This window comes from Massilia sp. BSC265 (assembly GCF_000740675.1).
GTDB lineage: Bacteria > Pseudomonadota > Gammaproteobacteria > Burkholderiales > Burkholderiaceae_D > Telluria.
This window is the reverse complement of record NZ_JPXI01000033.1, coordinates 174,136-187,989: the sequence shown is the minus strand read 5'-3', so window position 1 is coordinate 187,989 and position 13,854 is coordinate 174,136. Positions and strand designations below refer to the sequence as shown.

16 protein-coding genes and 1 tRNA gene are annotated in these 13,854 nt (G+C 63.4%); all 17 read left to right on the top strand.

Annotated elements, in window-relative coordinates; translation table 11 throughout:
• Nucleotides 1-39 precede the first annotated feature (39 nt).
• Nucleotides 40-1,044 (top strand): MYG1 family protein, encoded by a 1,005-nt coding sequence (locus tag MA09_RS13015; protein WP_051933411.1) that lies wholly within the window; start codon nt 40-42, stop codon nt 1,042-1,044.
• 79 nt (nt 1,045-1,123) lie between these two features.
• Entirely contained in the window at nt 1,124-1,324 is a 201-nt protein-coding gene (locus MA09_RS13010; protein WP_036249099.1) for a hypothetical protein, read from the top strand.
• A 124-nt stretch (nt 1,325-1,448) separates the two neighbouring features.
• On the top strand, nt 1,449-2,429 hold the full coding sequence (locus MA09_RS13005; RefSeq protein ID WP_036249096.1) for an NAD(P)H-quinone oxidoreductase: 981 nt from the start codon (nt 1,449-1,451) through the stop codon (nt 2,427-2,429).
• A gap of 117 nt (nt 2,430-2,546) precedes the next feature.
• The gene (gene tpiA, locus MA09_RS13000) at nt 2,547-3,296 is read left to right on the top strand and encodes a triose-phosphate isomerase (RefSeq protein WP_036249094.1); all 750 of its coding nucleotides are present in this window, start codon (nt 2,547-2,549) and stop codon (nt 3,294-3,296) included.
• A 61-nt stretch (nt 3,297-3,357) separates the two neighbouring features.
• Complete coding sequence (gene secG / locus MA09_RS12995; protein WP_036249092.1) at nt 3,358-3,834, top strand: preprotein translocase subunit SecG; 477 nt, start codon at nt 3,358-3,360, stop codon at nt 3,832-3,834.
• 226 nt (nt 3,835-4,060) lie between these two features.
• Nucleotides 4,061-4,145: transfer RNA gene (locus tag MA09_RS12990), tRNA-Leu, on the top strand.
• Nucleotides 4,146-4,407: 262 nt separating this feature from the next.
• On the top strand, nt 4,408-4,767 hold the full coding sequence (locus MA09_RS12985; RefSeq protein WP_036249090.1) for an NADH-quinone oxidoreductase subunit A: 360 nt from the start codon (nt 4,408-4,410) through the stop codon (nt 4,765-4,767).
• Nucleotides 4,768-4,770: 3 nt separating this feature from the next.
• Nucleotides 4,771-5,247 carry an NADH-quinone oxidoreductase subunit B family protein gene (locus MA09_RS12980; RefSeq protein ID WP_036249088.1) on the top strand — a complete coding sequence of 159 codons (477 nt, stop codon included), beginning with the start codon at nt 4,771-4,773 and terminating at the stop codon, nt 5,245-5,247.
• Between the two features lie 17 nt (nt 5,248-5,264).
• Nucleotides 5,265-5,861 carry an NADH-quinone oxidoreductase subunit C gene (locus tag MA09_RS12975; RefSeq protein ID WP_036249086.1) on the top strand — a complete coding sequence of 199 codons (597 nt, stop codon included), beginning with the start codon at nt 5,265-5,267 and terminating at the stop codon, nt 5,859-5,861.
• Nucleotides 5,861-7,114, top strand: a complete 1,254-nt coding sequence (locus MA09_RS12970) for an NADH-quinone oxidoreductase subunit D (protein ID WP_036249083.1) — start codon at nt 5,861-5,863, stop codon at nt 7,112-7,114. Before MA09_RS12975 ends, MA09_RS12970 begins: the two co-directional genes overlap by 1 nt.
• 32 nt (nt 7,115-7,146) lie before the next feature.
• Nucleotides 7,147-7,623 (top strand): NADH-quinone oxidoreductase subunit NuoE, encoded by a 477-nt coding sequence (gene nuoE / locus MA09_RS12965; protein WP_036249080.1) that lies wholly within the window; start codon nt 7,147-7,149, stop codon nt 7,621-7,623.
• A complete protein-coding gene (gene nuoF, locus MA09_RS12960) occupies nt 7,620-8,915 on the top strand; it encodes an NADH-quinone oxidoreductase subunit NuoF (protein WP_036249077.1) in 1,296 nt (431 codons plus the stop codon). Before nuoE ends, nuoF begins: the two co-directional genes overlap by 4 nt.
• A 21-nt stretch (nt 8,916-8,936) precedes the next feature.
• Complete coding sequence (nuoG, locus tag MA09_RS12955) at nt 8,937-11,267, top strand: NADH-quinone oxidoreductase subunit NuoG (RefSeq protein WP_036249075.1); 2,331 nt, start codon at nt 8,937-8,939, stop codon at nt 11,265-11,267.
• Nucleotides 11,267-12,358: an NADH-quinone oxidoreductase subunit NuoH gene (nuoH, locus tag MA09_RS12950; RefSeq protein WP_036249073.1), complete on the top strand. Its 1,092-nt coding sequence runs from the start codon at nt 11,267-11,269 to the stop codon at nt 12,356-12,358. The genes nuoG and nuoH overlap by 1 nt, the downstream gene beginning before the upstream one ends.
• A gap of 15 nt (nt 12,359-12,373) precedes the next feature.
• A complete protein-coding gene (gene nuoI, locus MA09_RS12945) occupies nt 12,374-12,862 on the top strand; it encodes an NADH-quinone oxidoreductase subunit NuoI (RefSeq protein WP_036249070.1) in 489 nt (162 codons plus the stop codon).
• Between the two features lie 21 nt (nt 12,863-12,883).
• The gene (locus MA09_RS12940) at nt 12,884-13,549 is read left to right on the top strand and encodes an NADH-quinone oxidoreductase subunit J (protein WP_036249069.1); all 666 of its coding nucleotides are present in this window, start codon (nt 12,884-12,886) and stop codon (nt 13,547-13,549) included.
• Entirely contained in the window at nt 13,546-13,854 is a 309-nt protein-coding gene (gene nuoK, locus MA09_RS12935; protein WP_036249066.1) for an NADH-quinone oxidoreductase subunit NuoK, read from the top strand. Before MA09_RS12940 ends, nuoK begins: the two co-directional genes overlap by 4 nt.

The window sequence follows — 13,854 nt, the reverse complement described above, 5'->3', positions numbered from 1 at the left end:
GGTATGATGCGCTCCTGATTTCAAGATTCCGGAGCACACATGGTCATCGTGACCCACAACGGCAAGTTTCATGCGGACGACGCATGGGCGGTGGCCGTCCTGCACATCCTCTTCCCCGACGCCGAGATCGTCAGGACCCGCGAGCCCGCCATCATCGAGGCCGCCGATTTCGTCGTCGACGTCGGCGGCATCTGGGATCCGGCCGCGGGCCGCTTCGACCATCACCAGAAGGGCTTCGAGGGCGCCCGCGCCAGCGGCGTGCCCTACGCCAGCGCCGGACTGGTCTGGCGCGAGTACGGCGCGCGCTGCGTCGCCTACCTGGCCGCGCAGCATACCGGTCACCAGTTGGAGGAGGAGACGGCCCAGCAGATGGCCTATGCCATCGATGGCGACATCGTCCAGTACCTCGACCTCTCGGACGTCGGCGCCGCCAAGAACGCGCCCGGCGGCTACGGCATGTCGGCCGTGGTGTCCGGCTTCAACCCGAACTGGCTGGACGAGCAGCGCCTCGGCTACGGCCTCGAGGCGGAAGCCTACCGCCTGGCCCAGTTCCGCAAGGCGATGGATTTCCTGACCGAGGTGATCGTCAATTCGGTCAAGTACCGGGTCGGCGCCATCCTGGCGCTGGCCCAGGTGCGTCAGTCCGAGACCCTGGAAAACGGCCAGCTGCTGTTCCTGAAGAATGCGGCCTTGCCCTGGAGTTCGGTGGTGCGCAAGGAGATGCCGAAGGTGCTCTTCGTGCTCAGCCACAGCCTGTCGGAAGACCGCTACATGCTGCACACGGTCCCGGCCACGACCGACACCTTCGATGCGCGCGCCGACCTGCCGGAAAGCTGGGCCGGCCTGCGCGACGCGGACCTGGCCGCGGTGACCGGCGTGCCCGACGCAAAGTTCTGCCACAACGGCCGTTTCATTGCTGCTGCGAAATCGTATGAGGGCGCGTATGCGATGGCGAAGCAGGCCCTGCAGGCCGTGGATGCCGGCCTGAGCCCGTTGTTCGTGCCGCGCGAATCGGCAGCACCACCGACATCGTCACTGGGTTAGGTAGGGCACGGTCAGTCCGGTCCCGAAACCTTATCTTGGTCCCATGGCCAAGATTGTTTCAATAAAAAAACTTTATGCGATGCAGCGTATGTCGGCCGCGCTGAACCGGGCCTCGGCAGCGCGGCCCTTTGGTCCGGAAACGGACCGGGCGCTGCGCTGGGCCGCGGCCTGGGGCATGTGTGCCGGGATCCGCACCCCGCACACGCGCATGCGCCTGCGGCGCGATACCCTGGTGGGTGTCAGCGTCATGCAGGACCCGGAGCGGCGCATCCGCCCTTGACCTTGCAGATCCAATCGTTCCGACACCCCGCCATGTATCCGGTCGCGCCAGCTGACGCGGCACGCGACGCGCAGTTTTCCGCCGACTCCCTTACAATTGTGGTTTTTTCAACACGGGAGCTCCCATGCGCGCCATTGAAATCACGCAGCCCGGCAAGCCGGACGTCCTGCAGCTGTGCGAACGGCCGGTGCCTACCCCCAAGCCCGGCGAGGTGTTGATCAAGGTGCACGCGGCCGGCATCAACCGGCCGGACGTGTTGCAGCGACTCGGCAAATACCCGGTGCCGCCGGGCGCCTCCGACCTGCCCGGCCTGGAGGTGGCCGGCGAGATCGTCGACGGCGACTACGCTGCAGCCGGCCTCAGGAAGGACGACATGGTCTGCGCGCTGGTCCAGGGCGGCGGCTATGCCGAATACTGCACCGCCCCGGCCGAACAGTGCCTGCCGGTCCCGCAAGGCTTGAGCCCGATGGAAGCGGCCTCGCTGCCGGAAACTTTTTTTACCGTTTGGTCAAATGTGTTCGACCGCGCGCGCTTGGGGCCGGGTGAATCGCTGCTGGTGCAGGGCGGCAGCTCGGGCATCGGCGTCACCGCGATCCAGCTCGCCGCGGCCCTGGGTCACCGCGTGTTCGCCACCGCAGGTTCGGATGAGAAATGCCGCGCCTGCGAACAGCTCGGCGCGGAGCGCGGCATCAACTACCGCAGCGAGGATTTCGCCGCCGTGGTGAAAGAACTGACGGGCGGGAAGGGCGTCGACGTGATCCTCGACATGGTCGCCGGCGACTACCTCCCGCGCGAGATCGATTGCCTGGCCGACGACGGCCGCATCGCCCTGATCGCGCTGCTGGGCGGCGCGAAAGCCGAGATCGACCTGGGCCAGGTGCTGCGCCGCCGCCTGCACATCAGCGGCTCCACGCTGCGCCCGCGCCCGGTCGCCTTCAAGGCGGCGATCGCGCGCAGCTTGCGCGAGCGCGTCTGGCCGCTGTTCGAACAGGGCAAACTCAAGCCGGTCATCTACCGCAGCTTCCCGCTGGCCCGGGCGGCCGAGGCGCATGCGCTGATGGAGTCGAGCGCGCACGTGGGCAAGATTGTGCTGGAAGTGGTCTGAGCACGCTAAGAGATTGAATCAAAAAGGGAAGTGGCGTTTGGCAAATGGCTCAGCCATTGTTTGACCGCCACATATTCGACCGCTAGAATAGCGGGTTAAATTAAAAGATGGGGTTCTATGCGTCCCAAGCTCGTCGTAGGTAACTGGAAAATGAACGGCAGCCGCGCTGCCAATGCCGCGCTCCTGACCGGCATCCTCGAAGGTCTCGGCAATGCCGAGGCCCAGGTGGCGGTCTGTGTGCCGGCGCCCTACCTGTTCCAGTGCGAAGAAATCCTGAAAGGCTCCCCGGTCGCCTGGGGTGCGCAGGACGTGTCCTGCCATCCGGTCGGCGCCTATACCGGCGAAGTGTGCATGTCGATGCTGCAGGATTTCGGCAGCCGCTACGTGATCGTCGGCCACTCGGAGCGCCGCGCCTACCACGGCGAGACCAATGAACTGGTTGCCAAGAAAACCAAAGCTGCACTGGAGGCCGGGCTGACCCCGATCGTCTGCATCGGCGAAACCCTGGTGCAGCGCGAAGCAGGGCAGACCATGGATGTGGTCAGCAGCCAGCTCGAGGCCGTGCTGGAAGCGGTCGGCAGCGAGGCCGTGGACAAGATCGTGCTGGCCTACGAGCCCGTATGGGCGATCGGCACCGGCAAGACCGCGACCCCGGAAATGGCGCAGGAAGTCCATGCCGCCCTGCGCGAAAAACTGCGCGCCTGCAACGCCGACGCCGCGGAACGCACGCTGGTGCTGTACGGCGGCAGCATGAAGCCGGATAATGCGGCGGACCTGATGGCGCAACCGGACATCGACGGCGGCCTGATCGGTGGGGCGGCGCTGAAAGCAGCTGACTTCCTCGGAATCATTCGCTCAGCAAATTGAGAGATTCATAGTTTCAGTAGTAAGTATTTAAAAACGTCGTTAACTTGGAAATGGAATTGCAATGAACACCGTGTTCAATCTGATTATTGTTGTGCAGGTTATTTCGGCCCTGGCCATCATCGGCCTGGTGCTGGTCCAGCACGGCAAGGGCGCCGACATGGGCGCGGCCTTCGGTTCGGGCGCCTCGGGCAGCCTGTTCGGCGCCTCGGGCTCGTCGAACTTCCTGTCGAAGTCGACCGCCGTCGCGGCCGCGGTGTTTTTTGCATCGACCCTGGCGCTGGCCTGGCACAGCAACGGCCGCACCGCCGGCGGCGCCGATGGTGGTGTGATGGAGCGTGTCACCGTGCCGTCGTCGCAAGCGCCGGCCACCGGCATTCCGAACGACGTGCCGGGCGCTGGCCCGAACGCCGGCCCGACCACGGTTGTACCGGCAAACGACATTCCGCAAACCCCTGGCGTTGCCGTTCCGGCAGCACCGGGTGAAGCCGCTCCGGCGCCAGCCGCTCCGGCGGCTCCTGCGCCGGCTCCGGCCAAGTAATTCCAGCGGCGGGCTGCACGCCCGTTCGTGATTCGGAGTAGAATGCGGCACGCCTTCCGGGGTGCGCCGCTTGCAGTAAGGGCGAAAGCCCGTTCAATGCGGCCAGCCCTGCTGTAAAGATTGGCTAGTCTCAAAAGAAATGTTGAGTAATTGCGTAAATTCCTTGTAATAGCGCAATTTGTGCATTGAAAAGTAGTGCCAAGGCAGGGTAAAATACTGGTCTCCAGCCGACGTGGTGAAATTGGTAGACACGCTATCTTGAGGGGGTAGTGGCGCAAGCTGTGCGAGTTCGAGTCTCGCCGTCGGCACCAATATACGAAAGAGCCAGCAAGGGCGCATGAGCGATCGCTCTCCTGCCTGAGCTGGCTTTTTCACGAGGATCAGTCGTACGGTCCTGGTGGCAACCATCGGGGGTCTTGAAAACCGTTGCGGTCGGCAGCATTATCGGTCGCAAGGTGCTTTGTGCCAGCGGTGCAGAGTACACAGGTGTTCGAGGCCATCCAGCCAGGTTCGCGCGATTCGGCGCTGCAGCCCTGCAGTGTTTCATTAACCGATCGTTCAAATAGGCTTCACGTGAACCTCGAAAATTATCTCCCCGTTCTTCTCTTTATCCTGGTTGGCATCGGTGTCGGTGTCGCTCCGCAGGTGCTCGGCCGCATCCTTGGTCCGCACCGTCCGGACGCCGCCAAGCTGTCTCCGTATGAATGCGGCTTCGAAGCCTTCGAAGACGCGCGCATGAAGTTCGACGTTCGCTACTACCTGGTGGCGATCCTGTTTATTTTGTTTGATCTGGAAACGGCATTCTTCTTCCCATGGGGCGTCTCGATGCGCGAACTGGGTTGGACCGGTTTCGTCACGATGGCGGTGTTCATCGCCGAATTCATCGTGGGCTTCTGGTACATCTGGAAGAAAGGTGCCCTTGATTGGGAATAAGCCATGGCAATTGAAGGCGTATTAAACGAAGGTTTCATTACCACAACAGCCGATAAGCTGATCAACTGGGCGCGGACGGGATCGATGTTCCCGATGACGTTTGGCCTGGCATGCTGCGCGGTCGAGATGATGCATGTGGGCGCTGCCCGCTACGATCTCGACCGTTTTGGCATTGTGTTCCGCCCGTCGCCGCGCCAGTCCGACGTGATGATCGTTGCCGGCACGCTGTGCAACAAGATGGCTCCCGCCCTGCGCAAGGTGTACGACCAGATGGCCGAGCCGCGCTGGGTGATCTCGATGGGGTCCTGCGCCAACGGCGGCGGCTACTACCACTACTCGTATTCGGTGGTGCGCGGCTGCGACCGCATCGTGCCGGTCGACGTGTACGTGCCGGGCTGCCCGCCGACCGCGGAGGCCCTGCTGTACGGCATCCTGCAGCTGCAGAACAAGATCAAGCGCACCAACACCATCGCGCGCTAAAAAGACAGCGAAACACCATGACGACGAAACTCGAAACCCTTGAACTCGCCCTGAAAAACGCATTGGGCGAGGGCGCTGCGATCACCTCGGCGCTGGGCGAACTGACCGTGGTGGTCAAGGCCGCCGACTACATCCAGTCGATGCAGGCGCTGCGCGACGACCCGGCGCTGCGCTTCGAACAAATGATCGACCTGTGCGGCGTCGACTACTCCCAGTATGGGGAAGGCACCTGGGACGGTCCGCGCTTCGCGGTGGTCGTCCACCTGCTGTCGGTGACCCACAACTGGCGCGTGCGCGTGCGTACCTTCTGCCCGGACGACGACATGCCGATGGTCGAGTCGATCACCGGCATCTGGCGTGCCGCCAACTGGTTCGAGCGCGAAGCCTTCGACCTGTTCGGCATCCTGTTCGACGGCCACGGCGACCTGCGCCGCATCCTGACCGACTACGGCTTCATCGGCCACCCGTTCCGCAAGGACTTCCCGATCACGGGCTATGTCGAGATGCGCTACGACCCTGAACAGAAACGCGTGATCTACCAACCGGTGACGATCGAGCCGCGCGAGAACATCCCGCGCGTGATCCGCGAAGAAACCTACGGGACATCGAAATAATGGCTGAGCTTAAGAATTACACCCTGAACTTTGGTCCGCAGCACCCGGCAGCGCACGGCGTGCTGCGCCTCGTGCTGGAGCTGGACGGCGAAGTGATCCAGCGCGCCGACCCGCACATCGGCCTGCTGCACCGCGGCACCGAAAAGCTGGCCGAGACCCGCACCTACCTGCAGTCGGTCCCGTACATGGACCGCCTCGACTACGTGTCGATGATGTGCAACGAGCACGGCTATGTGCTGGCAGTGGAAAAGCTGCTGGGCATCGAGGCGCCGATCCGCGCGCAGTACATCCGCACGATGTTCGACGAGATCACCCGTATCCTGAACCACCTGATGTGGCTGGGCGCGCACGCGCTCGACATCGGCGCGATGGGCCCGTTCCTGTACGCCTTCCGTGACCGCGAAGACCTGTTCGACGTGTACGAAGCGGTATCGGGCGCGCGCATGCACGCGGCCTACTACCGCCCGGGCGGCGTGTACCGCGACCTGCCGGACTTCATGCCGCGGCACAAGGAATCGCCGATCCGCTCGAAGAAGGCGATCGACGACCTCAACCGCGACCGCCAGGGCTCGGTGCTGGACTTCATCGAGGCCTTCACCAAGCGCTTCGACGGCTACGTCGATGAATACGAGACCCTGCTGACCGATAACCGTATCTGGAAGCAGCGTACCGTCGGCATCGGCGTGGTGTCGCCGGAAGACGCGCTGGCGATGGGCTTCACCGGTCCGATGCTGCGCGGTTCGGGCATCGCCTGGGACCTGCGCAAGACCCAGCCGTACGCGGCCTATGACAAGGTCGAGTTCGACATCCCGGTCGGCACCAACGGCGACTCCTACGACCGCTACCTGGTGCGCATCGAAGAAATGCGCCAGGCGAACCGCATCATCAAGCAGTGCGTCGCCTGGCTGCGCGTGAACCAGGGTCCGGTCATGATCGACAACCACAAGATCGTGCCGCCGAACCGCATGGACATGAAGTCCAACATGGAATCGCTGATCCACCACTTCAAGCTGTTCACCGAAGGCTTCCACGTGCCGGAAGGCGAGGCCTTTGCCGCGATCGAGCACCCGAAGGGCGAGTTCGGCATCTACATCGTGTCGGACGGCGCCAACAAGCCGTATCGCCTGAAGATCCGCACCCCGGACTACGTCCACCTGCAGAGCCTCGACGAGATGTCGCGCGGCCACATGATCGCCGACGCCGTCGCGATCATCGGGACCCAGGACATCGTGTTCGGCAGTATCGACAGGTAACGCTCACGTTCGCTAAGAGGGCAGGAAAGAATATGTTATCGCAGGAAACCTACAAGAAAATTGATCGCGAGCTGGCCAAGTACCCAGCCGATCAGCGCCAGTCGGCCGTGATGGCCTCGCTGGCCCACGCCCAGGTGGAACTGGGCTGGCTGTCGCCGGAAACCATGCAGGAAATCGCCGACTACATCGGCATGCCGGCCATCGCCGTGCAGGAAGTGGCGACCTTCTACAACATGTACAACCTGAAGCCGGTGGGCAAGGCCAAGATCACGGTCTGCACCAACCTGCCGTGCGCCCTGTCGGGCGGCGAGCGCGCCGGCCAGTACCTGAAGGACAAGCTGGGCATCGACTACCGCGAGACCAGCGCCGACGGCCAGTTCACCCTGGTCGAAGGCGAGTGCATGGGCGCCTGCGGCGACGCACCGGTCATGCTGGTGAATAACCACCGCATGTGCTCGTTCATGAACAACGAGAAAATCGACGCCCTGGTAGAGGAACTGAAGAAATGACCAGCCTGCACGATCGTCACATCAATCCGCTGATCCTCAAGGACCTGAACGGCGATAACTGGCGCCTGGCCGACTACGTCAAGCGCGGCGGCTATTCGGCGCTGCGCAAGATTCTCGAAGGAGGCATTGCGCCGGAACAGATCATCGCCGACCTGAAGGCCTCGGGCCTGCGCGGCCGCGGCGGCGCCGGTTTCCCGACCGGCCTGAAGTGGAGCTTCATGCCGCGCCAGTATCCGGGCCAGAAATACCTCGTCTGCAACACCGACGAAGGCGAGCCGGGCACGTTCAAGGATCGCGACATCATCCGCTACAACCCGCACGCGCTGATCGAAGGCATGGCCATCGGCGCCTACGCGATGGGCATCACCGTGGGCTACAACTACATCCACGGCGAGATCTTCCAGGAATACCTGCGCTTCGAAGAGGCGCTGGAAGAGGCGCGCGCCGCCGGCTTCCTGGGCGATAACATCATGGGCTCGAACTTCTCGTTCCAGCTGCATGCGCACCATGGCTACGGCGCCTACATCTGCGGCGAAGAAACCGCGCTGCTCGAATCGCTGGAAGGCAAGAAGGGCCAGCCGCGCTTCAAGCCGCCGTTCCCGGCCTCGTTCGGCCTGTACGGCAAGCCGACCACGATCAACAACACCGAGACCTTCGCGGCCGTCCCGTTCCTGCTGAACATCGGCCCGGAAAACTACATGGCGCTCGGCAAGCCGAACAACGGCGGCACCAAGATCTTCTCGATCTCGGGCGACGTCGAGCGTCCGGGCAACTACGAAGTCCCGCTGGGCACCCCGTTCGCCAAGCTGATGGAGCTGGCCGGCGGTATGCGTGGCGGCAAGAAGATCAAGGCCGTGATCCCGGGCGGTTCGTCGGCGCCGGTGATCCGCGGCGAGGTCATGATGGATACCGACCTCGACTACGACTCGATCGCCAAGGCCGGCTCGATGCTGGGTTCGGGCGCCGTGATCGTCATGGACGAGACCCGCTGCATGGTCAAGTCGCTGCTGCGCCTGTCGTACTTCTACTACGAAGAATCCTGCGGCCAGTGCACCCCGTGCCGTGAAGGCACCGGCTGGATGTACCGCATGGTCCACCGCATCGAGAACGGCAAGGGACGTCCGGAAGACATGGACCTGCTGAACAACATCGCGGGCAACATCAAGGGCCGCACCATCTGCGCGCTCGGCGACGCCGCCGCGATGCCGGTGGAAGCGATGATCAAGAACTTCCGCGAGGAGTTCGAATATCACATCGAGCACAAGCACTGCCTCGTGCCCGCATACCTTTAAACCAGGTCAGGTAACGATCAAATGGTTGAAATTGAATTAGACGGCAAAAAAGTCGAAGTCGCACCAGGTTCCATGGTGATGGACGCCGCAAACAAACTCGGGACCTACATCCCGCACTTCTGCTATCACAAGAAACTGTCGATCGCAGCGAACTGCCGCATGTGCCTGGTCGAAGTCGAGAAGGCACCGAAGCCGCTGCCGGCCTGCGCCACCCCGGTCTCGCCGGGCATGATCGTGCGCACCCACAGCGACAAGGCCGTGCAGGCACAGAAGTCGGTGATGGAGTTCCTCCTCATTAACCACCCGCTGGACTGCCCGATCTGCGACCAGGGCGGCGAATGCCAGCTGCAGGACCTGGCCGTGGGCTACGGCAAGAGCAACTCGCGCTACGAAGAAGAGAAGCGCGTGGTGGCCCCGAAAGAGGCCGGCCCGCTGATCTCGATGGAAGAGATGGCGCGCTGCATCCAGTGCACCCGCTGCGTGCGCTTCGGCCAGGAAGTGGCCGGCGTGATGGAATTCGGCATGGTCGGCCGCGGCGAGCACTCGGAGATCACCACCTTCGTGGGCAAGACCGTGGACTCGGAAGTCTCGGGCAACATGATCGACCTGTGCCCGGTCGGCGCGCTGACCAGCAAGCCGTTCCGCTTCTCGGCACGTCCGTGGGAACTGCAGCGCCGCAAGTCGATCTCGCCGCACGACTCGCTGGGCTCGAACCTGATCGTCCAGGTCAAGGGCGGCAAGGTCATGCGCGTGCTGCCGCTGGAAAACGAATCGATCAACGAATGCTGGCTGTCCGACAAGGACCGCTTCTCGTACGAGGCGCTGGACAATGCCGACCGCCTGATCAACCCGATGATCAAGCAGGACGGCAAGTGGATCGACACCGATTGGCAGACCGCGCTGGAATACGTGGCCCACGGCCTGCGTAACATCCGCCACGAGCATGGCGCCGACAGCATCGCTGCCGTCGCGACCCCGCACTCGACGCTGGAAGAGCTGTACCTGTTGAACAAGATGACCCGCGGCCTTGGCTCGGACAACATCGAGTTCCGGCTGCGCCAGACCGATTTCTCGCTGGACGGCCAAGTCACGCCGTGGCTGGGCATGCCGATCGCGAACTTCTCGCTGCTCAAGCGCGCCTTCGTCATCGGTTCCAACCTGCGCAAGGACCATCCGCTGGTCGCGACCCGCCTGCGCGTCGCCACCAAGGGCGGCGCCAAGCTGTCGCTGCTGGGTGCGAGCGATGACGACCTCCTGATGCCGGTTGCGAACAAGCTGATCGCCGCACCAGGCGACTGGCTGGCCGCGCTGTCGGAAGTCGTGTCGGCCGTCGCCGGCGCCAAGGGTGTTGCTGCTCCCGCTGGCTTCGAAGGCGTGGAAGCAGGCGGGGCCGCCAAGGCCATCGCTGCGACCCTGGTCGGCGTCGATGCTCCGGGCGCCGTCCTGCTGGGCAATGCCGCTTCGTACCACCCGCAAGCATCGAAGATCCACGCTTGCGCCCAATGGATCGCCGAGCAGACCGGCTGCTCCTTCGGCTACCTGGTCGACGCTGCCAACACCGTCGGCGGCCACATCGTCGGCGCGCTTGGGAAGGGCGAGCCTGTGTTCGCCTCGCCGAAGAAGGCCTATGTGCTGTTGAACGCGGAACCGGAACTGGATGCGGCCAATCCGCAGCAGGCCCGTGCCGCCCTGATTGGTGCCGACATGGTCGTCGCCATGTCGGCCTTCAAGCACGGCATGGACTTCGCCGACGTGCTGCTGCCGATCTCGCCGTTCAGCGAGACCGCCGGCACCTTCGTGAACTGCGAAGGCCGCGCACAGAGCTTCAACGGCACCGTGCGTCCGCTGGGCGAGACCCGTCCGGCATGGAAAGTGCTGCGCGTGCTCGGTAACCTGCTCGGCCTGTCGGGCTTCGACTACGAGACCTCGGAGTCGATCCGCGACGAAGCCATCGGCAAGGGCACGACCGACCTGTCGGCCAAGCTGAACAACGTCGCGCGCCTGGCGCCGGCCGCCGGTTCCTACGCTCCGGCCGGCCAGCTCGAGCGCGTCGCCGACGTGCCGATCTACTTCACCGATGCGCTGGCGCGCCGTTCGGAACCGCTGCAGCGTACCGCCGACGCGAATGCGCCGCTGGTGACCCTGTCGAAGGCGGTCGCCGAGCAGATCGGCGTGCAGGCCGGCGACTCGGTGCGCGTCTCGCAGGGTTCGGGCAGCGCCGTGCTGGTAGCCAACGTGGATGCACGCCTGCCGTCGAACGCGGTGCGCGTGGCCGCCGGCCACCCGGCTGTCGCCACCCTCGGTGCGATGTTTGGTTCGATCAATGTTGAAAAAGCAGGGGAGGGCAAGTAATGGCAACGCCCGGTTTTATCGATAGTTTTTATGAGATGGGCGCTGCCAGCCCGATCGCACCGGCCTGGCCGCTGATCTGGACCGTCATCAAGATCCTGGTGGTGCTGCTGCCGCTGATGGGCCTGGTCGCCTACCTGACCCTGTGGGAGCGCAAGCTGATCGGCTGGATCCAGATCCGCGTGGGCCCGAACCGCGTGGGTCCGGGCGGCCTGCTGCAGCCGATCGCCGACGCGGTCAAGCTGCTGCTCAAGGAAATCGTCATCCCGACCAAGGCCAACCGCAGCCTGTTCGTGATCGGCCCGATCATGACCATCATGCCGGCGCTGGCCGCATGGGCGGTGGTGCCGTTCGGCCCCCAGGCCGCGCTGGCCGACGTCAACGCCGGCCTGCTGTTCCTGATGGCGATCACCTCGATGGAAGTCTACGGCATCATCATCGCCGGCTGGGCGTCGAACTCGAAGTACTCGTTCATGGGCGCGATGCGCGCCTCGGCCCAGATGATTTCGTACGAAATCCCGATCGGCTTCGTGCTGGTGGTGGTGCTGATGGTGACCGGCAGCCTGAACATGTCGGACATCGTCCTGAGCCAGCAGATGGGCACCATGGCCGACATGGGCCTGAACTTCCTGTCGTGGAACTGGCTGCCGCTGCTGCCGCTGTTCGTCATCTATTTCGTCTCCGGCCTGGCCGAGTGCAACCGCCACCCGTTCGACGTGGTGGAAGGTGAATCGGAAATCGTGGCCGGCCACATGGTCGAGTACTCGGGCATGTCCTACGCGATGTTCATGCTGGCCGAATACGCCAACATGATCCTGATCGCCACCCTGGCATCGATCCTGTTCCTGGGCGGCTGGTCGGCTCCGTTCGGCTTCCTGGAATTCGGCGCGATCGGCGGCTTCTTCTGGCTGTTCCTGAAGATGTTCATCATGGTCTCGCTGATGATCTGGGTCCGCGGCACCTTCCCGCGCTACCGCTACGACCAGATCATGCGTCTTGGCTGGAAAGTGTTCATCCCGCTGACCCTGTTCTGGCTGGTCGTGGTCGCACTCTGGATGCACTCGCCCCTGAACATCTGGCCTGCTCTGAAGTAAGGAAGCAAACTCAAAATGAATCGGATTAAAGAATTTGTCGGCAGCCTGATGCTGTCCGAACTCTTCAAGGGCCTGGCCCTGACCGGCAAGTACGCGCTGTCGCGCAAGATCACGGTCCAGTACCCGGAAGAGAAGACGCCGATGTCGAACCGCTTCCGCGGCCTGCACGCCCTGCGTCGCTACCCCAACGGGGAAGAGCGCTGCATCGCCTGCAAGCTGTGCGAGGCAGTCTGCCCGGCAATGGCGATCACGATCGAATCGGCGCAGCGCGAGGACGGCACCCGCCGCACCACGCGCTACGACATCGACCTGACCAAGTGCATCTTCTGCGGCTTCTGCGAAGAGTCTTGCCCGGTCGACTCGATCGTCGAAACCCACGTGCTGGAATACCACGGTGAAAAGCGCGGCGATCTCTACTACACCAAAGAGATGCTGCTGGCCGTCGGCGACCGCTACGAAAACGACATCGCTAGCGCCCGCGAAGCGGACGCGAAGTACCGCTAATAAGAAGAGGCTGTCCAAGTCATGGAATTCACAACTTTCCTGTTCTACGTGTTCGCGGCCATCACGGTGCTGGCTGCCTTGCGCGTCATCACCACCAAGAACCCGGTCCACGCCGCGCTGTTCCTGGTGCTGACCTTCTTCAACATGGCCGGCATCTGGATGCTGTTGAAGGCCGAGTTCCTGGCCATCGTGCTGGTGCTGGTCTATGTCGGTGCCGTGATGGTGCTGTTCCTGTTCGTCGTCATGATGATCGACATCAATATCGACCGCATGCGCGAGGGCTTCTGGGGCTACCTGCCGCTGGCCTCGGGTATTGGCGCCCTGATCGTGCTCGAGATGGCCGCCGTGCTGTACCGTTCGTACAGCCAGACCGACCTGTCGGCCGAGGCTGCCGCCTTGAACATCGGCGGCACCAAGGAACTGGGCCTCTTGATCTACACCAAGTACATCTACGGCTTCGAGATCGCCGCCGTGATCCTGCTGGTGGCGATCATCGCCGCCGTCGCCCTGACCCTGCGCAAGCGCAAGGACACCAAAGCAATCGACCCGGGCGCCGCCGTCCGCGTCAAGCGTAACGACCGCCTGCGCATCGTCAAGATGGATGCGGTCAACCAGCGTGCCATCGATGCAGCCGCCGCCGAACGAGCAGCAGCAGCAGCGGCCGCCGCACCGAAGGAGAACCCATGACTTTGTCGCTTGCACATTACCTGATCCTGGGCGCGATCCTGTTCGCGATCTCGGTGATCGGTATCTTCCTGAACCGGAAGAACATCATCATCCTGCTGATGGCCGTCGAACTGATGCTGCTGGCAGTGAACCTGAACTTCGTCGCGTTCTCGCACTACCTGGGAGACGCGGCGGGGCAGATCTTCGTGTTCTTCATTCTGACCGTCGCGGCCGCCGAAGCAGCAATCGGCCTGGCGATCCTGGTGGTCCTGTTCCGTAACCTGGACACGATCAATGTGGAAGACCTCGACAGCCTGAAGGGCTGA